Source organism: Paraburkholderia sp. JHI2823, from assembly GCF_038900695.1.
GTDB classification, from domain to species: Bacteria; Pseudomonadota; Gammaproteobacteria; order Burkholderiales; family Burkholderiaceae; genus Paraburkholderia; species Paraburkholderia mimosarum.
This window is the reverse complement of the sequence record NZ_JAYMRY010000036.1, coordinates 19,352-44,245: the sequence shown is the minus strand read 5'-3', so window position 1 is coordinate 44,245 and position 24,894 is coordinate 19,352. Positions and strand designations below refer to the sequence as shown.

The 24,894-nt window shown below is 64.3% G+C and carries 24 protein-coding genes, 1 tRNA gene and 1 pseudogene; 10 read left to right on the top strand and 16 right to left on the bottom strand.

Going from position 1 to position 24,894, the window contains the following annotated elements:
• Nucleotides 1-5: 5 nt before the first annotated feature.
• Nucleotides 6-887 (bottom strand): pirin family protein, encoded by an 882-nt coding sequence (locus VSR34_RS29150; RefSeq protein WP_028213581.1) that lies wholly within the window; start codon nucleotides 885-887, stop codon nucleotides 6-8.
• 121 nt (nucleotides 888-1,008) lie between these two features.
• Between VSR34_RS29150 and VSR34_RS29145 the strand changes: the two genes are divergently transcribed.
• Nucleotides 1,009-2,052 carry a LysR family transcriptional regulator gene (locus VSR34_RS29145; protein WP_042290550.1) on the top strand — a complete coding sequence of 348 codons (1,044 nt, stop codon included), beginning with the start codon at nucleotides 1,009-1,011 and terminating at the stop codon, nucleotides 2,050-2,052.
• A gap of 416 nt (nucleotides 2,053-2,468) precedes the next feature.
• On the opposite strand, the gene VSR34_RS29140 is transcribed toward VSR34_RS29145, so the two are convergent.
• The 9 genes from VSR34_RS29140 to VSR34_RS29100 form a co-directional block, all read right to left on the bottom strand.
• Complete coding sequence (locus VSR34_RS29140; protein WP_342964204.1) at nucleotides 2,469-2,888, bottom strand: biopolymer transporter ExbD; 420 nt, start codon at nucleotides 2,886-2,888, stop codon at nucleotides 2,469-2,471.
• An 18-nt stretch (nucleotides 2,889-2,906) separates the two neighbouring features.
• On the bottom strand, nucleotides 2,907-3,653 hold the full coding sequence (locus tag VSR34_RS29135; protein WP_342964203.1) for a MotA/TolQ/ExbB proton channel family protein: 747 nt from the start codon (nucleotides 3,651-3,653) through the stop codon (nucleotides 2,907-2,909).
• A gap of 47 nt (nucleotides 3,654-3,700) precedes the next feature.
• The gene (locus VSR34_RS29130) at nucleotides 3,701-4,432 is read right to left on the bottom strand and encodes an energy transducer TonB (RefSeq protein WP_342964202.1); all 732 of its coding nucleotides are present in this window, start codon (nucleotides 4,430-4,432) and stop codon (nucleotides 3,701-3,703) included.
• A 288-nt stretch (nucleotides 4,433-4,720) separates the two neighbouring features.
• Nucleotides 4,721-4,975, bottom strand: coding sequence for a (2Fe-2S)-binding protein (locus tag VSR34_RS29125; protein WP_028213586.1), 255 nt, complete (start codon nucleotides 4,973-4,975; stop codon nucleotides 4,721-4,723).
• A 282-nt stretch (nucleotides 4,976-5,257) separates the two neighbouring features.
• Entirely contained in the window at nucleotides 5,258-6,118 is an 861-nt protein-coding gene (gene murI / locus VSR34_RS29120; RefSeq protein WP_342964201.1) for a glutamate racemase, read from the bottom strand.
• Nucleotides 6,119-6,188: 70 nt separating this feature from the next.
• Entirely contained in the window at nucleotides 6,189-6,668 is a 480-nt protein-coding gene (bfr, locus tag VSR34_RS29115) for a bacterioferritin (protein ID WP_342964200.1), read from the bottom strand.
• A gap of 179 nt (nucleotides 6,669-6,847) precedes the next feature.
• Complete coding sequence (locus VSR34_RS29110) at nucleotides 6,848-8,371, bottom strand: fumarate hydratase (RefSeq protein ID WP_028213589.1); 1,524 nt, start codon at nucleotides 8,369-8,371, stop codon at nucleotides 6,848-6,850.
• 52 nt (nucleotides 8,372-8,423) lie between these two features.
• Nucleotides 8,424-9,068 (bottom strand): TIGR00645 family protein, encoded by a 645-nt coding sequence (locus tag VSR34_RS29105; RefSeq protein ID WP_342964199.1) that lies wholly within the window; start codon nucleotides 9,066-9,068, stop codon nucleotides 8,424-8,426.
• A gap of 170 nt (nucleotides 9,069-9,238) precedes the next feature.
• A complete protein-coding gene (locus tag VSR34_RS29100; protein ID WP_342964198.1) occupies nucleotides 9,239-10,135 on the bottom strand; it encodes a DMT family transporter in 897 nt (298 codons plus the stop codon).
• A gap of 338 nt (nucleotides 10,136-10,473) precedes the next feature.
• Between VSR34_RS29100 and acs the strand changes: the two genes are divergently transcribed.
• From acs to VSR34_RS29080, 4 genes are all read left to right on the top strand, one after another.
• Nucleotides 10,474-12,456, top strand: coding sequence for an acetate--CoA ligase (acs, locus tag VSR34_RS29095; RefSeq protein WP_028213591.1), 1,983 nt, complete (start codon nucleotides 10,474-10,476; stop codon nucleotides 12,454-12,456).
• 110 nt (nucleotides 12,457-12,566) lie between these two features.
• On the top strand, nucleotides 12,567-12,932 hold the full coding sequence (locus VSR34_RS29090) for a DUF4212 domain-containing protein (RefSeq protein WP_342964197.1): 366 nt from the start codon (nucleotides 12,567-12,569) through the stop codon (nucleotides 12,930-12,932).
• Nucleotides 12,929-14,947 (top strand): sodium:solute symporter family protein, encoded by a 2,019-nt coding sequence (locus VSR34_RS29085; RefSeq protein WP_342964196.1) that lies wholly within the window; start codon nucleotides 12,929-12,931, stop codon nucleotides 14,945-14,947. Before VSR34_RS29090 ends, VSR34_RS29085 begins: the two co-directional genes overlap by 4 nt.
• A 484-nt stretch (nucleotides 14,948-15,431) precedes the next feature.
• Nucleotides 15,432-16,166, top strand: a complete 735-nt coding sequence (locus VSR34_RS29080; protein ID WP_342964195.1) for a metallophosphoesterase family protein — start codon at nucleotides 15,432-15,434, stop codon at nucleotides 16,164-16,166.
• Nucleotides 16,167-16,506: 340 nt separating this feature from the next.
• Here the strand turns inward: VSR34_RS29080 and VSR34_RS29075 are convergent.
• Nucleotides 16,507-16,597 (bottom strand) — tRNA-Ser (locus tag VSR34_RS29075).
• A 206-nt stretch (nucleotides 16,598-16,803) separates the two neighbouring features.
• A complete protein-coding gene (locus VSR34_RS29070) occupies nucleotides 16,804-17,220 on the bottom strand; it encodes an HIT family protein (RefSeq protein ID WP_342964194.1) in 417 nt (138 codons plus the stop codon).
• A gap of 236 nt (nucleotides 17,221-17,456) precedes the next feature.
• Here VSR34_RS29070 and cfa point away from each other — a divergent pair, with 236 nt between their 5' ends.
• A complete protein-coding gene (gene cfa, locus VSR34_RS29065) occupies nucleotides 17,457-18,626 on the top strand; it encodes a cyclopropane fatty acyl phospholipid synthase (RefSeq protein ID WP_342964193.1) in 1,170 nt (389 codons plus the stop codon).
• A 90-nt stretch (nucleotides 18,627-18,716) separates the two neighbouring features.
• Here cfa and crcB read toward each other — a convergent pair whose 3' ends face one another.
• The 3 genes from crcB to VSR34_RS29050 form a co-directional block, all read right to left on the bottom strand.
• Nucleotides 18,717-19,097, bottom strand: coding sequence for a fluoride efflux transporter CrcB (crcB, locus tag VSR34_RS29060; RefSeq protein ID WP_028213596.1), 381 nt, complete (start codon nucleotides 19,095-19,097; stop codon nucleotides 18,717-18,719).
• Between the two features lie 156 nt (nucleotides 19,098-19,253).
• On the bottom strand, nucleotides 19,254-20,000 hold the full coding sequence (locus VSR34_RS29055; protein WP_342964192.1) for an SDR family oxidoreductase: 747 nt from the start codon (nucleotides 19,998-20,000) through the stop codon (nucleotides 19,254-19,256).
• 63 nt (nucleotides 20,001-20,063) lie between these two features.
• Nucleotides 20,064-20,225: a hypothetical protein gene (locus VSR34_RS29050; RefSeq protein WP_155836916.1), complete on the bottom strand. Its 162-nt coding sequence runs from the start codon at nucleotides 20,223-20,225 to the stop codon at nucleotides 20,064-20,066.
• Here VSR34_RS29050 and VSR34_RS29045 point away from each other — a divergent pair.
• The 4 genes and pseudogenes from VSR34_RS29045 to VSR34_RS29030 all read left to right on the top strand — a co-directional run.
• Nucleotides 20,224-20,967 carry a (Fe-S)-binding protein gene (locus tag VSR34_RS29045; RefSeq protein ID WP_028231707.1) on the top strand — a complete coding sequence of 248 codons (744 nt, stop codon included), beginning with the start codon at nucleotides 20,224-20,226 and terminating at the stop codon, nucleotides 20,965-20,967. The two genes, VSR34_RS29050 and VSR34_RS29045, sit on opposite strands and share 2 nt — an antisense overlap.
• Nucleotides 20,964-22,358, top strand: coding sequence for a lactate utilization protein B (locus VSR34_RS29040; protein WP_028213599.1), 1,395 nt, complete (start codon nucleotides 20,964-20,966; stop codon nucleotides 22,356-22,358). The genes VSR34_RS29045 and VSR34_RS29040 overlap by 4 nt, the downstream gene beginning before the upstream one ends.
• Complete coding sequence (locus tag VSR34_RS29035; RefSeq protein WP_028213600.1) at nucleotides 22,345-22,932, top strand: LUD domain-containing protein; 588 nt, start codon at nucleotides 22,345-22,347, stop codon at nucleotides 22,930-22,932. The genes VSR34_RS29040 and VSR34_RS29035 overlap by 14 nt, the downstream gene beginning before the upstream one ends.
• 62 nt (nucleotides 22,933-22,994) lie before the next feature.
• Nucleotides 22,995-23,228: pseudogene (locus VSR34_RS29030) on the top strand (hypothetical protein); the annotation flags it as partial.
• 296 nt (nucleotides 23,229-23,524) lie between these two features.
• Here VSR34_RS29030 and VSR34_RS29025 read toward each other — a convergent pair.
• Nucleotides 23,525-24,871, bottom strand: coding sequence for an NYN domain-containing protein (locus VSR34_RS29025; protein ID WP_081716136.1), 1,347 nt, complete (start codon nucleotides 24,869-24,871; stop codon nucleotides 23,525-23,527).
• Between the last annotated feature and the right edge of the window lie 23 nt (nucleotides 24,872-24,894).

Sequence of the window (24,894 nt, the reverse complement as noted above, 5' to 3'; positions counted from 1 at the left end):
GGCGCTTAGTGAGCGATGCGTCCCATGCGCCCAGCCTGATAGTCGAGCACGGCCTCGCGGATCTCCTGCTCGGTGTTCATCACGAATGGACCGTAGCGCACGACCGGCTCGTTCAGCGGCACGCCGCCGATCAGGAGCACGTCGAGCGGCACGCTCGCATCGGCCGGGGCGGCGAGCGTGACGGTCTCGCCGTCGCTCGCGAAGGCTACCATCTGCTGGGCTTCGATCGCCTGCGCTTGCGGACCGTAGAGGCCCGTGCCCGAAAGGCCATAGGCGAACACGCGATAGCCGGCGGGCACGGGCTGCTCGACGCGCGCGCCGGGCGCGAGCGTGAAGTGCTGGTACAGGATGGGCGTGCGCGTCTCGATCGCGGCTTTCGCGCCCAGCGCCTCACCGGCGATTACCTTTACCGTGACCTTGCCGTCCTTCGAGCGGCCCACGGGGATCTGCCCGGTGGGCAGTTCCTGGTAGCGCGGCGCGATCATCTTGTCGCGTGCAGGCAGATTCACCCACAGCTGCAGGCCGTGCATGCGGCCGCCGGTGCGCGTGAATTCGGGGTCGGGCATCTCGCTGTGAATCACGCCCGCGCCGGCCGTCATCCATTGCACGTCGCCGGGCCCCAGCGTGCCCGCGTGGCCCGCCGAGTCCTTGTGACCGAAGCGGCCTTCGACCATATAGGTGACGGTTTCGAAGCCGCGATGCGGGTGGTCGGGCGCGCCCTTGGCCTCGCCGGGCGCATAGTCGACGGGGCCCATTTCGTCGAGCAGCAGGAACGGATCGAAGTCCATCAGCGCTCGCGTGGGAAACGGCCGATGAACGATGAATCCGCCTCCCTCGGTGGTGCGAACCGCGGGATAAACGCGTTCGATCGTACGGGTCGTGGCCATGGATATCACCTCGAATTGTGGGAATTGCGTTATTTGCGAAACAAACCGCTATTATAGATAGCCAATTTGGCCTGTTTTACGGCCCCATCGCAATGGATTGTCCCATCGCTGGAACGACAACATGAAAATCGATTCGCACAACCTGAACGACCTCATGTATTTCTCGCAGGTCATCGAGCATGGCGGTTTCTCCGCTGCCGAGCGCGTGCTCGGCATCTCGAAGTCGCGGCTGTCGCGCCGGGTGAGCGAACTCGAGGCCTCGCTCGGCGTGCGTCTCTTGCAGCGTTCCACGCGCAAGCTCGCGTTGACCGAGGCGGGCGAACTCTTTTACGAGCATTGCCGCGCGATGCTCGCCGAGGCGCAGGCCGCGGTGAACGTCGTTCAGTCGCTGCGCTCGTCGCCGCGGGGGACGGTGCGCGTGAGCGTGCCTGTCACGCTTTCGCAGACCATCTTTTCGCAGATCATTCCGGAATTCATGCTTCGCTACCCCGAGGTTCGGGTGGTGATGCGCGTGACGAATCGCGTGATCGACCTGTTCGAAGATTCCGTGGATATCGCGTTGCGCGTGCGCTCGGAACCGCCGCAGAACGCCAATATCGTGGTGCGGCCGCTGTGGCGCACGGAGCAGATGCTGGTGGGCGCGCCTAGCCTGCTCGCGCAGAATGCGCCGCCGCTCACGCCCGAAGACCTTTCACGCTTCGAGACGCTCGACACGCCCACGAGCGACGGGCGCCACGTATTCCAGCTGATCGCGCCGGACGGCACGCGTCATTCGCACGAGCACGAGCCGCGCCTCATCAGCGCCGACCTGACCACGATCCGCGAAGCCGCTTTGTACGGCCTCGGCATCGCGGCAATGCCTGAAATGATGTATGGCGCCGCGCTGCGCTCGGGCAAGCTTTCGCCGGTGATGCCGGGCTGGACGCTGCCGGTGCCGCAACTCTACGCGGTGTTTCTCTCGCGCCAGGGCATGGTTCCTGCCGTGCGCGCCTTCGTCGATTACCTCGTCGAAGTGCTCGACGCAGATAAAAGCCTGCACCAGGAATGTCCGCTGAAAAGCGAGATCGACGCGCTCGTCGCGCGTGGCGAAGAGCAGCGCGCAGCGAGCGCCCAGAGTGGCGGACTATCCAACGCGAAGCGCGCGAGCAAGATCGAAACTGCGTGAACTTTGCGAACGTGCGCGCGCGTGCGCATGTATGAAGCAACGGCTTCACGGAGTGCATTTGCGTACGACGTGCAGCGCCATTTGTTTTTAGGCATTCAAGCGCGACCAGCCATCGCTACATTCAATGGCTTAACCCTTGTAGGCGTCAAGCGAGAGGAATATATTGAAGTCCTTCTCACCAAGCACCGGTCTTGAGTGGGAATTGATGGCCGCTATCATAGTGGGCCTTCAGGGCCGAAAGCGCAGTCCGTGTTGCCCACGGCAGTCGCATGTGCCGGCGTGAACCGATCGATTGTCGGGGAGTTGCCGCCACCGCCCGAGTGCGCCGCGTGCGCAGAAAAAAAGGCCTTCATCTGACGATGAAGGCCTTTTACTTTGTATCGCTGAAACCAGCGCCTGGCGCTCGAAAATGTGCATCAGTGATGCGCGGGATCGGTGACGAAGCCGAGCTTCGTCAAGCCGCCGTTTTGCGCAGCGGACATGACCTGGGCCACTCGCTCGTATTGGACCTTGCGATCCGCGTTCAGATGCAGCTCCGGTTGCGGCGTGGTTTGCGCCGCTGCCGCGATCTTCCGGTTCAGCGCCGCTTCATCGACCTTCGTGCCGTCCCACAGCACGGTGCCATCCGCGTCGATCGACACATTGATCTGCGCGGGCTTCGTGTCTTCCTTCTGGCTGCTCGCGTGCGGCAGGTCGATTTTCACGGCGTGGCGGATCACGGGAATCGTCACCATGAAAACGATCAGGAGAACCAACATGACGTCGACGAGCGGCGTCATGTTGATTTCGTTCATCAGGCCATCGTCGTCGTCGGTGGCAAAGGGGCTCATCGCCATGATGCTTGCCTCCGCTTTTTAGTGGCTGCGCGCGGCGACGCGCAGATTGCCCGTGTTGCCGTCCAACGCCCGGCCGCGGGCCGTCGGCGTGAGACGCGCGCCCGTCACGAAGAAAGCATGCAGGCCGTGCGCGAAGCGGTTGAGCTTCGTGACGATCGCCTTGTTGGCGCGAGTGAGCGCGTTGTAGCCGAGCACCGCGGGAATCGCGACGAAGAGGCCGAACGCGGTCATGATGAGCGCTTCCCCCACGGGGCCGGCCACGGCGTCGATCGAGGTCTGGCCCGTCGCGCCGATCGTAAGCAGTGCGTGATAAATGCCCCACACCGTGCCGAACAGGCCCACGAACGGCGCGGTGCTGCCGATCGACGCGAGAATGGCGAGCCCGCTTTGCATCTTCGCGACCGAGTCGTCCATCGTGTCCTTCAGGCAGCGCGTGATCCAGTCGGAGACGTCCATGCGGTCGTGCAGATGCGGCTGCGTCTGATGATGGTGATCAGCGGCTTCCTGGCCCGCGAGCGCGAGCGCGAGGAAGGGGTTGTCTTCGCGCGTGCCGCTGCCCAGCTTCTTCACGCCGTCGGCCAGATCGTCCGAGTGCCAGAACTGCTGCTCGGCGTTTTTCGTGAGGCGCTTGAGCCGCACGACGTTCCAGCCCTTGACGACGATCACGCACCACGAGAGCACGGACATGATCAACAGCGCGAGCGCAATGCCGCGCGTCACGAAATCCCCTTGCGCCCAGACGTGGGCGATACCGTAGTTCTGCATGCTCGATCCTCTTTATTCAACTCGTGAAGGCGTGCGGCTTCAGCCGGTCAATCGCGCAGGCTGAAGTCGAATGGTTGTGTGTAGGCCGCGCGCACCGCTTCGCCGTTTTCCAGGTACGGCTTGCACGAGCTTTGGCGCATGGCGCCCACGGCGGCGTCGTCGAGGCGGCTATAGCCGCTGCTCTTTTTCAGCTCGATGTTCTCGATCTTGCCCGCGAGGCCCACGACGAAGTGCACGAAGGCCGTCCCCGTCTCGCCGCGGCGGCGGGAGAGCGCCGGGTAATCGGGCTGCACGATGCGGCAGTCGAGGTGCGAGACGTTCTTCGGGGCCGCGATTGCCAGAGTCGGCGTGGCGTCGGTGGCCGCCGCGGACTGCGCCGCAGGTGCTGGCGCGGCGGGAGCCGGTGGTGTGGGGGCGGCCGGCGCGGGCGATTCGATCGCGTGCTGCGAGGGCGATTCCGCCATGGGCAGCGGGGTTGGCTTCGGCTTGGGCTGCACCTTGGGCTTCTCGTGCGTGACCGGTGGGACAGGCTTGGGCCGCGGCGGCGTGGGCGGGGATTGAATCGCGGCCGGCGCGGCCACCCGAGCCGGCTTGAGCAGCTCGGCGGTAATGGTCTGCGACTGGAGTGCGACAGGCGTCACGGGTTCGGGCTTCATCAGCACGATGCCGGCGAGCGCGGCATGCAACCCGACCACGATAGCGGTCGCTGTGACAACACGGCGATTGATGCGAAGCGAGGGAGGCGCCAGCGCGCCAGCGGTGGTTTGGATGGCCTGCATGTTGGCGTGGCTGCCGTGCGGACGGCGACGCGCCGGTGAGCCAGCGTGTCGTGTCGGGCAGCTTTATTTGCGAAAGATCAACAGCGAGATGCACAGCGTCGTAACGAATCCGATCAGCAACTCCATCCTGGCCTCCATTGAGGGCGTGAGCGGTAGCTGGCTGGTCGGAAGACGGGCTTGCTGTCGGCGGCGGTTTGATGTCCGCTGTGCCCCGATGCGGCGGGTGCATCAGGCTAAGCGGGCGGACAGGGTGGGCGCGCATCGTTTGGCGAAATGCGCGCCATGGCTTCATGCGGCCTTGCGCTCGTAGAACGTGAGCGGGACTGCATGCGGTGCCGGAACCACGGCGGGGGCATGTGGCACCCCGCAGCGGCTTGCGCAGACACCGCTTTGCGCCATCACGTCGCGAACGGTTTCTTCGCACTTGCCGCAGCAGGTCGCGACGCCGAGTTCGAACTGCAGCTCGTCGAAGGAATCCATGCCTTCCGCGATGGAGGCGCGGATCGTCCGGTCGGAGACGGACTTGCAAACGCAGACAATCATGATGGATCGCAATAGAGAGAGTTAATGCGAATTATTATCATTATGTTTGCGTGATTTGGCAAGCGCTCTTGGACAGGATTTTGTAACAAAGCCGTGCAGGGGCTTGCTTTTGCGCAGGGAAGCGCGGGAGAGGGTGTACTTCTCCCCGAATGGGCGATTGGCGGGGAGATGCGGCTAAGAGGGTGGCGATTTCAGGCGGCGGCGATCGCACGAAAACGGGGCGCTAACATGAGTTCCCAGTTCGCCATCCGCAAACGGGGAATGGGGATTCGCCCCGGCGCCTCAGGCCGCGTTCGCTTCCCGTTCGGGCGTGCGCCGCGACGGGATGACAACGCGCTCGACGCTGGCGTCGAGGCCGAGCAGCGCCGCCGCCAGTTCGCGCAAATGTGCGCCGTCGCTCGTCGAGCAGAAGCGGATGTCGTCCGCGTTGGCGCCTGCTTGCCCGGCGTTCGCGCACAGCCCGTGCTGGCCGAGCACGCGTTCGAGCTGCCGCGCGATCGCAATGCTGGTGTCGACGAGCGTCATGCGTTCGCCGACGATCGAGCGGATCGCGGTATCGAGGAAAGGGTAGTGCGTGCAGCCGAGCACGAGCGTATCGGCGCCGGCGTCGAGCATGGGCTCGACATACGCACGCAGCAACGCGAGCAAATCGGGCGAACCGATGTCGCAGCGCTCCACCGCCTCCACGAGCCCATGCCCCGGCTGGCACAGCACGCGCAGGTCGGCCGCATGGCGCTCGACCAGCGTCTGAAAGCGCGCGCTGCGCAACGTGACCTGGGTGGCGAGTACGCCGGCCACGCGCGTTTTCGAAACGAGCGCCGCCGGCTTGATGCCCGGCTCCACCCCGACGAGCGGCACGGAGAGCCGTTCGCGCACGAGCGCGATGGATTGCGCCGTGGCCGTGTTGCAGGCCACCACCAGCGCCTTCGCGCCTTGCGCGACGAGCCATTCGCAAATCGCGAGCGTGCGGTCGGCGATGAAGTCGTCGTCGCGCTGGCCGTAGGGCGCGTAGCGCGAATCGGCGACATACACGAGCCGCTCCGCGGGCAGCAGTCCGCGCACGGCGCGCAGCACCGAAAGGCCGCCGAGACCGGAGTCGAAGATGCCGACAGGCGCGGCGCTGGAAAATGCCGGTTGGTTCACGGGGAGGGGCGCAAAAGTGTTGGGGTGCACCCGCAAGACGGACGGATGCGCGCTCGCGCGAGGCGTGCGATCAGGATTCTACCGAACCCATGGCCGACTGCTGGTAATTCTGGATGCCGACCTTGTCGATGAGGTCGAGTTGCGTCTCGAGCCAGTCGATATGCTCCTCGGTGTCCTCGAGAATGGTGACGAAGATTTCGCGCGAAACGAAATCGCGCACCGATTCGCAATAGACGATGGCTTCCTTGCAGGTGGACTGCGAAATCTGTTCGAGCTTCAGGTCGCACTCGATGATTTCCCGAGTCTCTTCGCCGATCAGCAGCTTATGGAGATCCTGGAGGTTCGGCAGACCGTCGAGCATGAAAATGCGCTCGATGAGCAGGTCGGCATGCTTCATTTCGCCGATCGATTCGTCGTATTCGTGCTTGCCGAGTTTCTCGAGACCCCAATGCTTGTACATGCGGGCGTGCAGGAAATACTGATTGATGGCCGTGAGCTCGTTCTTGAGCTGGGCATTCAGATATTCGATGACCTTCTTGTCGCCTTGCATGATCTTTCCTTCCTTTGTCGGGCGGAGACGGGCTTCCAACAATAAACGCTCACCCGGCAAAAGCCAAGACAAAACCCGCGCCGGATTGCGGTACACATGGGCGAGTGCCGCAAGCGCCGCCCGGTTCAAAAAAAACCGGGGCGCAAGGCCCCGGCTTTCGAGCAGACATCAGGTATGCGTCAAACGGTGGCGACCGGAATCTTGCCGATCTTCGCCTGCCATTCGGCGGGGCCGGTCTTGTGGACCGAGGTGCCCGACGAGTCGACCGCGACCGTCACCGGCATGTCCTGCACGTCGAACTCGTAGATGGCTTCCATGCCGAGGTCTTCGAACGCGAGGACCTTCGAGCCGCGGATCGCCTTCGAGACCAGGTATGCCGCACCGCCCACGGCCATCAGATACGCGGCCTTGTGCTTCTTGATCGCCTCGATGGCCACGGGGCCGCGCTCCGCCTTGCCGACCATCGAGATGAGGCCCGTCTGCGAGAGCATCAGTTCGGTGAACTTATCCATGCGGGTGGCGGTGGTGGGGCCTGCCGGGCCGACCACTTCGTCGCGCACCGGATCGACCGGGCCGACGTAGTAGATCACGCGGTTCTTGAAGTCCACCGGCAGCTTCTCGCCCTTCGCGAGCATGTCGGCAATGCGCTTGTGCGCCGCGTCGCGGCCCGTGAGCATCTTGCCCGAGAGCAGCAGCGTCTGGCCCGGCTTCCACGAAGCGACTTCTTCCGGCGTGAGCGTGTTGAGGTCCACGCGCTTGCTCGTTTCCGTGTTCGGTTCCCAGTTGACCTTCGGCCATGCGTCGAGCGAGGGCGCTTCGAGCTTCGCCGGACCCGAGCCGTCGAGCACGAAATGCGCGTGACGCGTTGCCGCGCAATTCGGGATCATCGCGACCGGCTTCGATGCCGCGTGCGTGGGCGCTGCCATGATCTTCACGTCGAGCACCGTGGCAAGACCGCCAAGGCCTTGCGCTCCGATGCCGAGCGCGTTGACCTTCTCGTGCAGCTCGACGCGCAGCTCTTCGATCCAGTCCTTCGGACCGCGCTTGATGATGTCCTGAATGTCGATGGATTCCATGAGCGACTCCTTCGCCATCAGCATCGCCTTTTCAGCGGTGCCGCCGATGCCGATGCCGAGCATGCCCGGCGGACACCAGCCCGCGCCCATCGTCGGCACGGTCTTGAGCACCCAGTCGACGATCGAGTCGGACGGGTTCAGCATCACGAACTTCGACTTGTTCTCCGAGCCGCCGCCCTTGGCCGCGACCTGCACGTCCACCTTGTCGCCGGGCACGATCTCGTAGTGGATCACGGCCGGCGTGTTGTCCTTCGTGTTCTTGCGGCCGCCTTCGGGCGGGCTCACGATCGAGGCGCGCAGCACGTTGTCGGGGTTGAGGTAACCGCGGCGCACGCCTTCGTTGATCATGTCGGTGACGCCCATCGTGGCGCCGTCCCAACGCACGTCCATGCCGACCTTCACGAAGATCGTGACGATGCCGGTGTCCTGGCAGATCGGACGGCGGCCTTCCGCGCACATGCGGCTGTTCGTGAGGATTTGCGCGATGGCATCCTTCGCGGCCGGGCTTTCTTCCAGCTCGTACGCGCGGCCGAGCGCCTCGATGTAATCCTGCGGATGGTAGTAGCTGATGTATTGCAGCGAATCCGCAATGCTCTGGATCAGGTCTTCCTGTTTGATGACGGTCATGGCTAGCTTCTGTGGGGACGGTGATTTGAATGATGTGGGTCGCGTGCGCCGCTCAATCGGACTCGGCGTGCTCGACGAGCGTGCGACGCGCAGCGGCATGCCCGCCCGGCACCGGATGGCGCGCGGCGAGGTCCTCGTAGTGTTCGGGGTGCGTATGCGTGGTGATGCGGTCGATCCACGCCATCACGAGCGCGGAAACGAGGAACGCCACGTGGATGATCACCTGCCACATCACCGTATGCGTCGATGCCGCATCGGCATTGATGAAGGTCTTGAGCAGGTGGATCGACGAAATGCTGATGAGCGCCATGGCGAGCTTGACCTTGAGCACGCCGGCGTTCACGTGATCGAGCCATTCGGGCTCGTCGGGATGGCCTTCGAGATTCATGCGCGAGACGAAGGTCTCGTAGCCGCCCACGATCACCATGATGAGCAGGTTGGAGATCATCACGACGTCGATCAGGCTGAGCACGGCCAGCATGATCGTGGTTTCGTCGAGCGTGGTGGCGTGGCTCACGAGGTGCCACACTTCCTTGAGGAACAGCAGGCAGTAAACCACCTGCGCGACGATCAGGCCCAGATAGAGCGGCACCTGGAGCCAGCGGCTCATGAAGATGATGCTGGGTAGCGGACGCATGCGGCGGCGGGCTTTACCCGGGGCGGCGGCGGAAGGCGGCTGGGGGCGTGCAGCGGACATGGGCGATCACGGTGGCGAAAACGGGCGGGGCCGTCTGGCAGGGCCAGATGACGCGCTCGAGGCGCGCGAGGGGCCGGGCGGGCGCTATTGTACAGCGTCGGCGCGAGGGTTCGCCGCGATTCCGGCAGCGCCGCCCGGGAGCCGATACTTTCAGGATGCTTGCAAAGCGCTCACGAGGCCACCGGCGGCAGGCGCTTCGTCTTGAGGCTCGCGAGCGCGATGCCGGCCACCACGCAGGCCAGCGCGATACCGTGCGCGGGCGTGGGGCGCTCGCCGAGAAAGGCGATGCCGTAGATCGCGGCCGCCACGGGCAGCACGGCCGTGAAGACGCCCGCGATGCTGCCCGGAACGTGGCGAATGCCCATCATCCAGAGGCAGAACGAGAACACGCTGGCGGAAAGCCCGTACCAGAGCGCGAGCCACCAGATGCCCGCGGGCACGCTCGCAAAATCGAACGACAGTGCGCCTGTCAGCCCGATGGGCAGCATCAGCAGAAAGCCGAACAGATGCGTGTACGCGCAGATGTCGAGCGGCGCCAGCGTTTGCGTGAGGCGGCGCGAGAGGATCACGTAGAGCGACTCGCAGCAGACCGCGCCGAGCACCATCAGGTTGCCGAGGAGCGAACTCGCGCCCGCGTCGGCGCTTTCGCCCAGGTGCGTGAGATTGACGACCGCGATGCCCGTGATGGCGAGCGCAATCGACGCGAGCGTGCGCGCGCCGGGGCGCTCGCGCAGGAAGAGCCACGAGAAGAGCGCGACCACGGCGGGGATCGTGCTCGTGATGACGCCGGCCGCGACCGCGCTCGTGCGCTGCACGCCGCCGAGCATGAGCAGCGTAAACCCGAATGTTCCAAATAGCGCCTGGAGGAACAGATTGACCCATTCCCCACGCTTCACGTGTTGCATTCTGGAGCGGCGCAAGAGCGGCCCGAGCACCGCAAGTGCGATCACGAAGCGCAACAGCGCGAAAAGCGGAACGGGGATGAAGGCGACGATCGACTTGCCGATGCCCACGTTGCTGCCCACGAGCAGCATCGAGGCGACGAGGTAAAGAGAATAACGAGTCAAGCTGGAATCCGGATGCGCAGTTCAGTTAGCATTCTAAATGTCTGCTTACCTGGGCGTCATGGCGCGCGACTTGCAATGTCTGCGTGCACACGCGTAAGTGGCCGGTAAGTTGCTACGCTTAATCTTTGCGGCATGGGTTGGTTAGCGAAGATCGCGCACGTTCGTGTTCGTATCGCGCGCCCATGCATGCTGCGATGCCGCAATGGTGGCTTCCAGTGCAAGCCAATAGCGCCGGGCCCGCGAGCGGGCAGCGGCACAAGGAGACGGCGCGCGCGGGCATTGAAGATGCTCGCGTGTGTCTACGAGTTTGACGTTTCATCTTCACCAAGGGGTTGTCGATGTCTGCGATTGAATCGGTTCTTCAGGAACGCCGCGTCTTTGCGCCTTCCGAGCAAACGGTGGCGGGCGCCACGGTGTCCGGCATGGACGCATACAAGGCGCTGTGCGCCGAAGCCGAACGCGATTACGAAGGCTTCTGGGCGCGACTCGCGCGCGAAACGCTCACATGGCAAAAGCCCTTCACGAAGGTGCTCGACGAATCGAACGCGCCGTTCTACACGTGGTTCGAGGACGGCGAACTCAATGCCTCGTACAACAGCCTCGACCGCCACGTCGAAGCGGGCAATGGCGAGCGCGTCGCCATCGTCTTCGAAGCCGACGACGGCACCGTCACGAACGTCACCTACAAGGATCTGCTCTCGCGCGTGTCGCGCTTCGCCAATGCGCTGAAGAAGCGCGGCGTGAAGAAGGGCGACCGCGTGGTCATCTACATGCCGATGTCGGTCGAAGGCGTGGTCGCCATGCAGGCCTGCGCGCGCATCGGCGCGACGCATTCGGTGGTGTTCGGCGGCTTCTCGTCGAAGTCGCTTCACGAGCGCGTGGTGGACGTGGGCGCGGTCGCGCTCATCACGGCAGACGAGCAGATGCGCGGCGGCAAGGCACTGCCGCTCAAGAACATCGCCGACGAAGCGCTCTCCATGGGCGGGTGCGAAGCGGTGCACAGCGTGTTCGTCTACCAGCGCACGGGCGGCAAGGTCGCATGGCACGAAGGCCGCGACCTCTGGATGCACGAAGTCGCCGCGGCCGAGAGCGACACCTGCGCGCCCGTGCCGGTGGGCGCGGAGCACCCGCTCTTCATCCTCTACACGTCGGGCTCGACGGGCAAGCCGAAGGGCGTGCAGCACAGCACGGGCGGCTATCTGCTGTGGGCCGCGCAGAGCATGAAGTGGACCTTCGATTACAAGCCCTCGGACGTATTCTGGTGCACGGCCGACATCGGCTGGATCACGGGCCACAGCTATATCGCCTATGGGCCGCTCACCATCGGCGCGACCCAGGTCGTGTTCGAAGGCGTGCCTACGTACCCGAACGCGGGGCGCTTCTGGGACATGATCGCGAGGCACAAGGTCACGGTGTTCTACACGGCGCCCACGGCCATCCGCTCGCTCATCAAGGCATCCGAAGCCGACGCGAAGGTGCATCCGAAGAGCTATGACCTTTCGTCGCTGCGCATTCTCGGCACGGTGGGCGAGCCGATCAATCCCGAAGCGTGGATGTGGTACTACGAAAACGTGGGCGGCAAGCGCTGCCCGATCGTCGACACGTGGTGGCAAACGGAGACGGGCGGCCACATGATCACGCCGCTGCCGGGCGCCACGCCGCTCGTGCCGGGCTCGTGCACGCTGCCGCTGCCGGGCATCATGGCCGCGATCGTCGACGAAACCGGCCAGGACGTGCCGAACGGGCAGGGCGGCATCCTGGTCGTGAAGCGCCCGTGGCCCGCGATGATCCGCAACGTCTGGGGCAACCCCGATCGTTACAAGGCGGGCTACTACCCCGAGGAACTGGGCGGCAAGCTGTACCTCGCCGGCGACGGCAGCGTGCGCGACAAGGAAACCGGCTACTTCACGATCATGGGCCGCATCGACGACGTGCTGAACGTCTCGGGGCACCGCCTCGGCACGATGGAGATCGAATCGGCGCTGGTGGCGAACCCGCTCGTGGCCGAAGCCGCCGTGGTGGGCCGCCCCGACGACACGACCGGCGAAGCCGTGGTGGCGTTCGTGGTGCTCAAGAGCACGCGCCCGCACGGCGACGAGGCCGTGAAGCTCGCCAACGAGCTGCGCGCCTGGGTCGGCAAGGAGATCGGTCCGATCGCCAAGCCCAAGGACATCCGCTTCGGCGAGAACCTGCCGAAGACGCGCTCGGGCAAGATCATGCGGCGCCTCTTGCGCTCGCTCGCGAAGGGCGAGGCGATCACGCAGGACGTTTCCACGCTCGAAAACCCGGCGATTCTCGACCAGCTCGGCGAATCGCTCTAACAGTCGAGCCTCGCGCGGCGCCTCGTCCGGCGCCGCGCGCAGCGCCGGCCAGGTCGTTCCCCCGCATTCTTACGGATTGCCGGCCATACGCGTTTTTGCTAAATAGGCGCATGGCCGCGCCACACAAAACTCCACAGAACAATCTCAATCCCTTGCCTGAGCCACCGCCGGTGACCGAGGCAATGGCGCGCGCGCATCGGCGCTACTGGCGCTTCAACCTCGCGCTGATCGCCGTGCTCATGACGGTCGGCTTCATCGTTTCGTTCATCGCGCCGCTCTTTGCCCGCACGCTCGCCAACGTGCGCTTCGCCGGCTTCAGCCTGCCGTTCTATCTCGGCGCACAGGGCGCGATCCTGATCTACGTGCTGCTCGTGGCGATCTATATCCTGCTGATGCAGCGCGCCGACCGTGTGCTGCAGGCCGCGCTCGAAGCCGACGCCGCCATCCGCGAGGCGAGCAGGGCCCAGCAACGATGAAGCTCGCGCACCGGCTCATCCGCTCTTACGCGCTCTACACCCTCGGCTTTCTCGCCTTCGTCTACGTGATGTGGCGCATCGAGGTCGCCACTGGGCCCGGCATGTGGATCGGCTACGTGTTCCTGTTCGTGCCAATCGCCGTGTACGCCGTGATCGGGCTGCTCTCGCGTACTTCCGACCTCGTCGAATACTATGTGGCGGGGCGTCGCGTGCCTTCGTTCTTCAATGGCATGGCGACGGCCGCCGACTGGCTTTCCGCCGCGTCGTTCATCGGCCTCGCGGGCTCGCTCTACGCAAGCGGCTACGACGGCCTCGCCTACATGATGGGCTGGACGGGCGGCTACTGCCTCGTCGCCTTCCTGCTGGCGCCCTATGTGCGCAAGCTCGCGCGCTACACGATTCCCGATTTCCTCGGCACGCGCTTTTCGAGCAACCTCGTGCGCGCGCTGGCCGTGCTCGCGACCATCCTGTGCTCGTTCGTGTATCTCGTCGCGCAGATCCAGGGCGTGGGGCTGATCGCCACGCGCTTCATCGGCGTGGATTTCGCCATCGGCATCTTCTGCGGGCTGGCGGGCATACTCGTGTGCTCGTTCCTTGGGGGCATGCGCGCCGTGACGTGGACGCAGGTTGCGCAGTACATCATCCTCATCGCCGCTCTTCTGATTCCGGTTTCGCTGATCGCGCATCGCGACGGTTTGGGCTGGCTGCCGCAGGTCGAGTACGGCAACGTGATGCAGCGCGTGGAAGCGTTCGAGCGCGAGGTGCGCGGCGCGAGCGCGGAGGCCAACGTTCGCGACGAATACCGCAGGCGCGCGGCGCAGTGGCAAACGCGGCTCGAAACGCTGCCGCAGTCGTACCTGAAGGAGAAGACGCAGCTCGTCGAATCGCTGGCGACTCTGCGCCGCCATAACGGCCCGCTGCGCGACATCGACTCGCTCGAGCGCGAGCTGAATGCGTTCCCGCGCGACGTGGACACGGCGCGCATGGTGTGGACGCGCCAGCGCGATGACCTGCTGGAGCGCGCGGCGCCGCCGGTGCCGATGAACGAGCCGTTTCCCGCCAACGACGAAGCGCAACGGCGCAATCATCAACGCAACTTCCTCTCGCTGCTCCTGTGCCTCTCGCTCGGCACGGCGAGCCTGCCGCACATCCTCACGCGCTACAACACGACGACCTCGGTGGCCTCGGCGCGACGTTCGGTGGGCTGGACACTGTTCTTCGTCGCGCTGTTCTACCTGACTGTCCCGGTGCTCGCTGTGCTGATCAAGTTCGAGATCCTCACGCATCTGGTGGGGCAGCGCTTCGACGATCTGCCGCATTGGGTGATGCAGTGGCGGCGCATCGAGCCGTATCTCATCAACATCGCCGACGTGAACGGCGACGGCGTGGTGCGCTGGAGCGACATCCAGATGCAGCCCGATATGGTCGTGCTCGCCGCGCCGGAAATTGCCGGACTGCCTTACGTGATGTCGGGGCTCGTCGCGTCGGGCGCGCTCGCGGCTGCACTGTCGACCGCCGACGGGCTGCTGCTCACGATCTCGAACGTGCTCTCGCACGACGTGTACTACCACATGGTCGATCCGCAAGCGTCGAGCCAACGGCGCGTGACGATGTCGAAGATCCTGCTGCTCGGCGTCGCGCTGTTCGCCTCGTATGTGGCGTCGCTCAACGCGGGCAATATTCTCTTCCTGGTGGGGGCGGCGTTTTCGCTTGCGGCTTCGAGTCTCTTTCCGGTGCTCGTGCTGGGCGTGTTCTGGAAGCGCACGACGCGTCTCGGCGCCGTGGCCGGCATGATTGCGGGGCTGACCGTGTGTGTCTATTACATCGTCTCGACCTATCCGTTCTTCACACAGCTCACGGGATTCGTGGGCCCGCGATGGTTCGGCATCGAGCCCATCAGCTCAGGCGTGTTCGGTGTGCCCGCCGGCTTTCTCGTGGCGATAGGCGTGAGTCTGTTCGATCGTAAGCCGGATGCGTATACGGTCGCGTTGGTGGACTATATCCGGCACCCGTGAGGGCACGGACCTGATTGGCGGTGTGCGGTCGATCACATGCGGAGCGGGCGAGGCGAGAGATACTGAAACCCTCTCATTCCCGCGAACCGGTCCTCGAAGCTGTGCGCGGGAATTCGACGTCGGGCTGCGCGCCCGACGTTTTTTTCTGGTGTCAGCGGGCTGTTTTGGTCGTTGCCGACGTGCATTATTTGAAGGTTGCGTGCGCAACGAGATTCAACGGGGTCATCCGGTGTCGAGTCGTGACGCTCCCTTGTCAGGCGTTGCACCTAGGGATGCTGTCCAGCGCCCATTGAGCCCAAGAACGGCCCGAAGAACAGCAGCGCACGCAGCGGCAGCAAGACATGGCGTACCAGTGCGCCTACGAGCCGTACCAACCGGAGCGTCCAGCGCTCCGGCCACGGTTCACTCTTGAGTGCGGCGCACTGATGCGGGGCAAAGCCTGCTATGCTCGAAACGGTTGATTTAATCATTGTCTGATCGCACTATGAAAATCGCCGCACTTTCAGATATTCACGGTAATCTGGCTGCATTAGAGGCCGTCTTAAAAGACGTCCAGAGACATGGGGCCGATGTAATCGTCAATCTAGGAGATATCTTTTCCGGCGCATTATATCCATCTCAAACAGCTGATCGGCTAATGGCTCTCGGTTTCCCAACGATCAGAGGCAATCATGAAAGGCAGGTGTTGTCCGGTGATGTCTCCCGGATGAGTGCATCCGATCGCTGGGCACACATCTCGCTAAATGCCCAGCAAATGGAGTGGATGCGGAATCTACCAACTACATTGAGGATCGAAAATGATGTTCTTTTGGTTCATGGAACACCAGGGGACGATCTGACTTACTTCCTCGAAACCGTTGAGGAGAGTGGATGTCGCCCTGCGACACAAAAGGAGGTAGAGGAGCGCGCTGGGGACATTGATGCCGGGTTGATTTTGTGTGGACACACACATCTTCAACGGTCAATGAAACTCATGGATGGACGATTAATCGTTAACCCCGGTAGTGTCGGATTACAGGCTTATTCTGACGATCATCCCTTTCCTCATCGCATGGAAATGGGCTCTCCTCATGCCCGCTATGCATGTATCACGAAAACCTCATCTGGTTGGGATGTTGAGTTTCATTTCGTGGAGTATGCATGGGATGACGCCGCAGCAATAGCACTTTCAAATGGGCGTCCAGATTGGGCTAACGCTCTTCGCAGCGGTTTCTGTTAATGGCGACTGACACGAACAGCGTTTAGACACGGGGGCTTCTCATCAGGCCCAAGGCGAACGTTTCAGTAACGGGCGGACAACGATCCTGACGCTAGTCTCGGATCAGGACACGATGTCCCGAGTCGCGACTGCAAACGATCCCAAAATCGGAACCCTCCCGAAATTGGGACTGGTTGACGCTAGCGGGTTGCTATAACTGTCCTGGCAGTGCAACGCGCGGGGGACGAGATGCAACGCAGTGCGATGATCGGCGTGGCCGCCGAGTCACTTCACGGTTTGGTCGGTTCTTTGGCGGGTAGAAAAGAAAAACGGGCCGAGCGGCCCGTATTCATTGGTGTCTTGGCGGAGAGAGGGGGATTCGAACCCCCGATAGGCTATTAACCTATACACGCTTTCCAGGCGTGCGACTTAAACCGCTCATCCATCTCTCCGGCGGGAGGCGAATTATAGCAGAGTCCGCGCGTGGGAGGAAAGCGGTCGCGCGGGGCTGGCACGACTTGCGCTTTGCAGAGGCTCCCCCGCACGCCCTAAGCGACGCAGAAATCGCCCGTTGGCTTGCATACCCGTATGGGCGCAGTCCGCTCGAAGCGCGAGCGCTCGAAGCAAAGCGTGGCGTCGCGCCAACCCTACACATTACTTACAGCGCCGCACGAATGCGCGCAGCCAGCGCCTCGAGCTGCGCCATATCGGCCATCTCACGCGCGTGCGGACGCAGTTCCTCGCCCGCACGACGCGGAATCACATGAAAGTGCACGTGCGGCACGGTCTGCCCCGCGGCGGCTCCGTTGAACTGCGCGATCAGCAGGCCCTCGGGCGCGAGCACCTTGCGCACCGCGGCCGCCATTTTCTGCACGGTCGCCATGGCCGCTGCGCCGGCTTGCGGCGAGAGATCGTAGATGAGTTCGGCGCCTTCCTTCGGCAGCACGAGCAGGTGGCCTTCGGATTGCGGCATGACGTCCATGATGGCGAGCGTCGCGTCGTCCTCGTACACCTTGATGCAGGGAGCTTCGCCACGCAGGATGCGCGCGAAGATGTTGTTGTCGTCGTAGGCCATAACAGTATCTCCGGCTTGGGCGCGCGGATTGCGCACGCATGCCGATACGTTTCAGAAGAGCTTCCGATTATGACCTGCCTGGCCGGCCCTGTGAGGGTTCCTGCACGCTTTTTGAAGCAGGTGCATCATAGACCCTGACGCGGCGCGCGCGCCGATGAATGTTCTTGATAGCAACCTCTTGCATGGCACCGGAGAAAGGCATCAAGGAGGCCAACTCCGGCCGATACGGAGCACGTATGGCAACGACTGATCTCGAAGCAGCCCATTCCGCCCGCGAGGCCACCGGTTCGGGGGCATGGCGGTTCATCGCCCAGCTACTGGGGCGAGCAGACGTGAAGGTCAACGGCACCCGGCCCTGGGACATGCGCATCCATGATCCCCTGGTGCCCGAGCGTGTGCTCGCGCTGGCCAACCTGGGCCTCGGCGAGGCCTACATGGACGGCCAGTGGGACTGCGAGCGGCTCGACGAGTTCTTTGCACGTGTGTTGCGCGCGCATCTGGATGAACAGATCGATCCTGCGCGGCTCGTGTTCCACGCGCTCAAGGCGCGCCTCATGAATCGCCAGACCGTGCGCCGCGCATGGAAGGTGGGGCAGCAGCACTACGACATCGGCAATGACTTCTACGAGGCAATGCTCGACAGGCGCATGACCTATACATGCGGCTTCTGGTCGGGTGGGGCGAAAACGCTCGACGAGGCACAGGAGGCCAAGCTCGACCTCATCTGCCGCAAGCTGGGCCTCAAGCCCGGCATGCGCCTGCTCGACATCGGCTGCGGCTGGGGCAGTCTCATGAAGTTTGCAGCCGAACACTATGGCGTGTCGTGCGTGGGCGTGACGATCTCGAAGGAGCAGGCCGCGCTCGGCGCTCAACGCTGCAAGGACCTGCCCGTCGAATTCCGTTTGCAGGACTACCGCCTGCTCGACGAGAAGTTCGACCGCGTCGCCAGTGTGGGGATGTTCGAGCACGTTGGCCCGAAGAACTATCGCACTTTCATGGAAGTCGCGCAGCGTTGCCTCGCCGACGACGGTCTATTCGTACTGCATACCATTGGCAAGAACCGCCGCGACACGACGCCCGATCCGTGGGTCGACAAGTACATCTTCCCGAACGGCGAGTTGCCGACCATCGGCCAGATCGCGGACGCTTCGGGCGGTCTCTTCGTGACCGAAGACCTGCATAACTTCGGGGCCGACTACGACCGCACGCTCATGGCGTGGCACGCGAACTTCGAAGCCGCGTGGCCGCGTTTCAAGGAGCGGATGGGGGAGCGGTTCTACCGCATGTGGCGGTACTACCTGCTGTCGTGCGCCGGGGCGTTCCGCGCGCGCGACATCCAGTTGTGGCAATGGGTATTTTCGAAGAATGGGGTGCTGGGCGGCTATCAGCGTCCCGCCTTGGCCTGAACCGGCGTTGACTTTGCCCTGACCGGGCAGTCGCCCACAGGATGCGGCCGGGTCTCGCGAACGCGGCCGTTCCGTTTCCGGATCAGCCGCTCAGCGGATCAGTGCCGAGACCGTTGCGATGCCAAGGATCGTCATGACGACCGAGGCGCACACGTGAATGGCGATCTCGCCAGCGGCCCAGCCGAAACGCCCGTGCTGCAGATGCGAAACGACTTCGGCGGAGAAAGTGGAAAACGTGGAGAGGCCGCCCATCAAGCCCGTGATGACGAACAGGCGCCATTCGGCGGAGAGCTGCGGCATGCGCCCGAAGAACGCGACCGCGACGCCGATGACATACCCCGCAATGATGTTCGACGCGAGCGTGCCGAGCGGTAGCTCAGGGTAGAGCGCATTCAGGCGCAGGCCGAGAACCCAGCGCAACAGCGAACCCAGCGCGCCGCCGACGCCGACGGCGATGATGGACAGATACATGGTCTGATGTGGTTGAGGGCGCAAGGAGAGCCGGCGCGCCAGCCGGCCAGCCCTCGTTCGTGCCGTTTTCGAGCACGGAGTGTAGCACCGGCGGGCGCGGTGCTACAGGACCCGGCGGGGCGCCCGCGCCGAGCCAGTTCTGTCCGCGCGATCGCGTCAGACGATCCCGCCATTTGCGCGCAGCACCTGGCCGTTGACCCAGCCGCCGTCCGGGCCTGCGAGGAACGACACGACGCCTGCGATGTCCTCGGGTTGCCCGAGGCGCTGCAGCGGCGGCATGTTCGCGTAGTGCTGCACCTGCTCTTCAGTCTTCCCATCGAGGAACAGCGCCGTCGCCACCGGCCCGGGCGCGACCGCGTTCACGCAGATGGAGCGTCCGCGCAGTTCGCGTGCGAACACGCGCGTGATCGTTTCCACGGCAGCCTTGCTAGCCGTATAGAGCGCATAGCCGGGCAGGTTCAACCCGAGCACCGACGTCGAGAAGTTGATCACGCGGCCGCCGTCCGCGAGCTTCGCCGCCGCCTCGCGCAGCGTGTTGAGCGTGCCGCGCACGTTGATGTCGAAGGTTTCGTCGTAGAGCGCGTCGGTCGACTCTGCAATCGTCTGCGTCTTCATGATGCCGGCGTTGTTCACGAGCAGGGTGGGCTGACCCAGCATTTCGGCGGTGGTTTCGAAGAGCTGGCGCACCTCGTGAGCCTTCGCGATGTTCGCTCGCACCGCAATGGCGCGGCCGCCGGCCGACTCGATCTTCGCGACGAGCGCTTCAGCTTCTGCGCTGCGCGAGGCGTAGTTGACGACGACTGCGTAGCCGTCGCGCGCGAGACGCTCGGCGATCGCGGCGCCAATGCCGCGCGAGGCGCCCGTGACGATGGCGACGCCGTTCGAGTTCGTGGTTGCATTCATGATCGGGACCCTTCCTGTGCGTGGTGAGAATGGGGTCGATCATGAATGAAGCCGCGGCGGCGATCATTGCCTGCCGCCGGGTTTCATCATTCCATTTCGATTAACAATGGTGCGGCGCACATTCGCGGCGGCCACGGTTTGCGCGACTTCGTCATGGGCGCCGGCGCGCCGCGCGCCCTTCGGCAGTAGAATGTTCGAGTCCGCTTTTCGTGTGAGCCTGCGCATGAAAGTCGCCTTGTTCGTCCCTTGCTTCATCGACGCGTTCTACCCCGAAGTCGGTATCGCAACCCTGGAACTGCTGGAGCGATTCGGCTGCGAGGTCGACTATCCACAGGAACAGACCTGCTGCGGCCAGCCGATGGCCAACAGCGGCGCGCAGGCCGAGGCGGCTGGCGCCGAGCGCGTATACGCACGCGCGTTCGCGGGCTACGACTATATCGTCGGGCCCTCGGCGAGTTGCGTGAATCATGTGCGCGACCACTTCAACGCGATCGAGCAGACCGACGCGGTGCGCAAGGTGCGCGAGAGCACCTATGAGCTGGTCGAGTTTCTGCATGACGTTCTGGGTGCGCGCGAATTTCCGTGGGCTGAATTTCCCTGGCGCGTGGGCTTGCACAACAGCTGCAGCGCGCTGCGCCATTTGCACGAAGCTTCGGTCTCGGAAGTGGCCGGGCCGGTGTTCTCCAAGCCGCTCGCGCTGCTCGAACACGTGAGGGGCATCGAATTCGTGAGGCCGGCGCGCCCCGACGAATGCTGCGGGTTCGGCGGTACGTTCGCCGTGACTGAAGAGGCCGTGTCGGTGCGCATGGGCCAGGACAAGGTGGTCGATCACGTGAGCGCGGGCGCGCAGTACATCGTGTCCGCCGACATGTCCTGTCTCATGCACCAGCAGGGCTGTGCCGAGCGCATGAGCGCGGACATCCGCTTCATCCATATTGCGCAGGTGCTCAACGGAGCACGCGAATGAAGCGCGTCGAACATGCGAAGCTCGCCGGCGCGTTTCTCTCGCGGCCCGAGCACGTGGCTTTCCACGACAAGCGCCTGTGGGACTTGCGCTCGAAGCGCGACGTGCAGGCCCATGCCATTCCCGAATGGGAAACGCTGCGCACGCTTGCGTCGCAAATCAAGGCGCATACGCTCTCGCATCTCGCGGACTACCTCGACCAGTTCACGCGCACGGCCGAAGCCAACGGCGTGCAGGTGCATTTCGCCGATACGGCTGAAGAGCACAATCACACCGTCTATCGCATCCTGAGCGAGCGGGGCATGACGGCGCTCGTAAAGAGCAAGTCGATGCTCACCGACGAGTGCGAAATGCGCGCTTATCTGGAATCGCGCGGCATCTCGGTGATGGAGACCGACCTCGGCGAACGCATTCAGCAACTCGACAAGCAGCCGCCCAGCCATATCGTCGTGCCCGCCGTGCACAAGCTGCGCGACGACGTGGCCGAAGTGTTCGGCCGCACGATCGGCACCGACCCGCACAACAGCGATATTCACTATCTGGCCGAGAGCCAGCGCATGAACACGCGGCCGTGGTTCGTGCGCGAGAAGACGGCGGGCATGACGGGCTGCAATTTTGCCGTTGCAGAAACCGGCACGGTGGTGGTGTGCACCAACGAAGGCAACGCGGACCTCTCGGCGAACGTGCCGCCGCTGCACATCGTCTCGATGGGCATCGAGAAGCTGATTCCGCGCCTCTCCGATCTGGGCGTGTTCGTGCGCATGCTCTCGCGCAGCGCGCTCGGCTCGCCCATCACGCAATACACTTCGCATTTTCGCGCGCCGCGGCCGGGGGCCGAAATGCACTTCGTGCTCGTGGACAATGGCCGCACCGAGCGGCTAGCCATGCCCGAGTTCTGGCATTCGCTCAAGTGCATCCGCTGCGGCGCATGCATGAATACCTGCCCCGTATATCGCCGCAGCGGCGGCCTCTCCTACGGCAGCACCTATGCGGGGCCGATCGGCGCGATCATCAATCCAACCTTCGACCTCAAGCGCTTCAGCGCGTTGCCGTTCGCCTCGACGCTCAATGGCAGCTGTACCAACGTCTGCCCCGTGAAGATCAATATCCACGAGCAGATCTACCAGTGGCGGCAGGTCATCGCCGCGCAGCACGAACTGCCGTTCGTGAAGCAGGAGGTGCTCAAGATGGCTGGCCGATTGCTTGGGAGTCCGACGCTTTATCGAGGCGCCGTGGCATCGCTCGAGGGCGCGTTGCGTCGCTTGCCCAACTTCATGCTCTACAACCCGCTCAATATCTGGGGCAAGCAGCGCGACCTGCCGCACGTGCCCCACACGACGTTCCATGCGTGGTACCGGAAAAATCGTACGGGAGGCGGCGATGGCGGATCGTGAGGCGTTTCTCGCGCGCGTGCGCGCCGCTCAACCTGCGCACGAACCGCTGCCCGATGTGCCCCTGTTCGAGGCGCCCGCCGGGGATCTGCGCGAGCGTTTCAGCGCCGCGCTCAAGCTGATGGGCGGAGGGGAGCTGGAGGCGCGAAACCCGGAGGACGTGCGCGCGCTGATCCTGCGCCGCTTCGGCGACGAGGCCCGCATCGCCTCCGCCACGCCCGAGGTGGAGGGCACGCGCGAGATCGACGCTGCCACGAGCCCGGCATCGCTCGAAGACGTCGACGTGGGCGTGGTGCGCGCGCGCTTTGGCGTGGCGGAGACCGGCTCGCTATGGCTGAGCGAGCGCGAGTACGTGGTCAACGCGCTCGGTTATCTCGTGCAGCATCTGGTGGTGCTGCTCGATCCGGCGCAACTGGTGGCCGGGCTGCAGGACGCGTACCGGCGCGACGACTTTCGCGCCGCGCGCTACGCGGCGCTCGTGACGGGGCCGTCGGCGACGGCCGATATCGAAGGCGTGCTGATCCAGGGCGCGCAAGGGGTGAGGTCGTTGACTGTCGTATGGCTGCCCGTGCCGTGACGGTGGGGATTGCGTTGCGCTAGACTCCCGCGAGGTCAGGAGGACAGCAAAGGAGATTCGCCATGCTGCGCAAGACGCTCAATGCTTCGCGCCTGCAGGGAGAAGTGCACCGTCGCATTCACCGGCTGCAGGAGGTGATCGACGATGGCGTGAAGATCGGCGTGCCGCGCCCGCGGTTGCAGGCCCCCGATCGCAGCGGCTGCAACTGGACGATGCAGCACTTCCACAACGCGGCGGGTTTCGAGGCGAGCGTCGCGCGTGTGCTGGACCAGGTGCGCACGGAATACAACCTCTCGCAGGCGCCGGATGAAGCCGCGGAGGAGGCGGCTGCCAAGGCGGCGGATATGCGCGACCCGTTCGGCGGAACGAAGCGTGCCGCGGCGGAGAATCCGTTCGGCGGTTCGAAGCCCGCCGCGGCGGCGAACCCGTTCGGCGACGCACGGGCGCCGGGCAAGCAGGATCCCTTCGGAGCGGCGAAACCCGTGAGCGATGAGCCGTCGCCCGAGAAGGACAAGCGCGAGCCGAACCCATTCGGCGATTGATCGACGCTGTTGCGCGCCGCCCGTCACCAACGGCGCGCATGGCGCGATATTCAGCTTTGTTCTGAAGCGCCCTTGCTGCGCGAGCGGCGCGCACGCGCTGGCGCTTTCTTTGCTGCGGTTTCTGCCGGCGGGACGCCGGCGCTTGCCGGTTCGTCCGTTGCGCCGGGGGGCGAGGCGCTCGCACTCGGGGCCGCCGTCTTCGTTGTTTTCTTGCGCGCGGGGCTCTTGCGCGTAGCCGTCTTGCGCGCGCGTGCGGGGGCGGGCTCGGCGGTTTGCGCACCGTGCGCCGGCTCGGCCGTGACATGCGCGCCATGCGGCGAGGCAGTCTCGCGCGCTTCGACCGGCTCGAAGGTGAAAATCGGCGGCGCTTCGTGCACCTGCGTTGCGGGCGCGAGCGATTCGACGGGCTCGAACGGAACCTCGGCCGGTGTCTCAGGCGCCTCCACCGTGGCCTCGCGCGTGTCCGCTGCCGCGCCGCCGCGTCCGTTGCGGCGCCCCTTGCGCCTGCCGCGCGAGTCTTCCGCGCGAGCGGGCGTACCTTCCGTCGCCGGCACGCTGGCAGCCGCAGCCGCGAGCGGGGGCGGATTCAGCCGCGACACCCAGGTACCCGACTTGTCGTCGCGTCCGACTTCGAGCAGCCCGCGCGACTGCGCCTCTTCGAGCAGATTGCCGAATGCGCGAAAGCCGTAGCGCGTTTCATTGAAGTCGGGTCGGCGGCGTTTGATGGCGCTCTTGAGCACCGACGCCCAGATCTTCCCGCTTTCGCCGCGCTCGAGCACGAGTGCGTCGAGCGTCTCGATCGCGAACGAGACGGCCTTCGACTTGCGCTCCTCGCTGTCCTGCTTCGGCTGACGTTCTTCGCTTTCCTGGCGCTTCGCGCCGCCGTCAGCTTTATGCTTGCCCCTGCCGTGTGCCGGCTGGTCGCGCACCAGGTCGTCGTAGAAGATGAATTCGTCGCAGTTGGCGACGAGCAGGTCCGAGGTGGAATGCTTCACGCCCACGCCGATCACCTTCTTGGCGTTCTCGCGCAACTTGGAGACTAGCGGCGAAAAGTCGGAATCGCCGCTCACGATCACGAAGGTGTCCACGTGCGATTTCGTGTAGCAAAGATCGAGCGCGTCGACGACGAGGCGAATATCGGCCGAATTCTTGCCGGACTGGCGCACGTGCGGAATCTCGATGAGCTCGAAGCTCGCTTCGTGCATCGCGGCCTTGAAGCCCTTGTAGCGGTCCCAGTCGCAGTAGGCCTTCTTCACGACGATGCTGCCCTTGAGCAACAGCCGCTCCAGCACGGGTTTGATATCGAAGCGATCGATCTTCGCGTCGCGCACGCCGAGCGCGACGTTTTCGAAGTCGCAAAACACCGCCATGCTGACGTTTTCCTGTGGGGAAGCCATGTGATTGAGTCGTTCCATCTGCC

What these genes read in the sequence shown, in the direction of transcription:
- VSR34_RS29050 (WP_155836916.1), bottom strand. Translation starts at nt 20,225, where the DNA reads ATGCGCAGGCTCACACGAAAAGCGGACTCGAACATTCTACTGCCGAAG.
- VSR34_RS29135 (WP_342964203.1), bottom strand. Translation starts at nt 3,653, where the DNA reads ATGCAGAACTACGGTATCGCCCACGTCTGGGCGCAAGGGGATTTCGTG.
- cfa (WP_342964193.1), top strand. Translation starts at nt 17,457, where the DNA reads ATGGCAACGACTGATCTCGAAGCAGCCCATTCCGCCCGCGAGGCCACC.
- VSR34_RS29130 (WP_342964202.1), bottom strand. Translation starts at nt 4,432, where the DNA reads ATGCAGGCCATCCAAACCACCGCTGGCGCGCTGGCGCCTCCCTCGCTT.
- VSR34_RS29085 (WP_342964196.1), top strand. Translation starts at nt 12,929, where the DNA reads ATGAAGCTCGCGCACCGGCTCATCCGCTCTTACGCGCTCTACACCCTC.
- VSR34_RS29040 (WP_028213599.1), top strand. Translation starts at nt 20,964, where the DNA reads ATGAAGCGCGTCGAACATGCGAAGCTCGCCGGCGCGTTTCTCTCGCGG.
- VSR34_RS29070 (WP_342964194.1), bottom strand. Translation starts at nt 17,220, where the DNA reads ATGGCCTACGACGACAACAACATCTTCGCGCGCATCCTGCGTGGCGAA.
- VSR34_RS29025 (WP_081716136.1), bottom strand. Translation starts at nt 24,871, where the DNA reads ATGGCTTCCCCACAGGAAAACGTCAGCATGGCGGTGTTTTGCGACTTC.
- acs (WP_028213591.1), top strand. Translation starts at nt 10,474, where the DNA reads ATGTCTGCGATTGAATCGGTTCTTCAGGAACGCCGCGTCTTTGCGCCT.
- VSR34_RS29110 (WP_028213589.1), bottom strand. Translation starts at nt 8,371, where the DNA reads ATGACCGTCATCAAACAGGAAGACCTGATCCAGAGCATTGCGGATTCG.
- VSR34_RS29145 (WP_042290550.1), top strand. Translation starts at nt 1,009, where the DNA reads ATGAAAATCGATTCGCACAACCTGAACGACCTCATGTATTTCTCGCAG.
- VSR34_RS29090 (WP_342964197.1), top strand. Translation starts at nt 12,567, where the DNA reads ATGGCCGCGCCACACAAAACTCCACAGAACAATCTCAATCCCTTGCCT.
- VSR34_RS29045 (WP_028231707.1), top strand. Translation starts at nt 20,224, where the DNA reads ATGAAAGTCGCCTTGTTCGTCCCTTGCTTCATCGACGCGTTCTACCCC.
- VSR34_RS29080 (WP_342964195.1), top strand. Translation starts at nt 15,432, where the DNA reads ATGAAAATCGCCGCACTTTCAGATATTCACGGTAATCTGGCTGCATTA.
- VSR34_RS29140 (WP_342964204.1), bottom strand. Translation starts at nt 2,888, where the DNA reads ATGGCGATGAGCCCCTTTGCCACCGACGACGACGATGGCCTGATGAAC.
- VSR34_RS29125 (WP_028213586.1), bottom strand. Translation starts at nt 4,975, where the DNA reads ATGATTGTCTGCGTTTGCAAGTCCGTCTCCGACCGGACGATCCGCGCC.
- crcB (WP_028213596.1), bottom strand. Translation starts at nt 19,097, where the DNA reads ATGTATCTGTCCATCATCGCCGTCGGCGTCGGCGGCGCGCTGGGTTCG.
- bfr (WP_342964200.1), bottom strand. Translation starts at nt 6,668, where the DNA reads ATGCAAGGCGACAAGAAGGTCATCGAATATCTGAATGCCCAGCTCAAG.
- VSR34_RS29055 (WP_342964192.1), bottom strand. Translation starts at nt 20,000, where the DNA reads ATGAATGCAACCACGAACTCGAACGGCGTCGCCATCGTCACGGGCGCC.
- VSR34_RS29105 (WP_342964199.1), bottom strand. Translation starts at nt 9,068, where the DNA reads ATGTCCGCTGCACGCCCCCAGCCGCCTTCCGCCGCCGCCCCGGGTAAA.
- VSR34_RS29150 (WP_028213581.1), bottom strand. Translation starts at nt 887, where the DNA reads ATGGCCACGACCCGTACGATCGAACGCGTTTATCCCGCGGTTCGCACC.
- VSR34_RS29035 (WP_028213600.1), top strand. Translation starts at nt 22,345, where the DNA reads ATGGCGGATCGTGAGGCGTTTCTCGCGCGCGTGCGCGCCGCTCAACCT.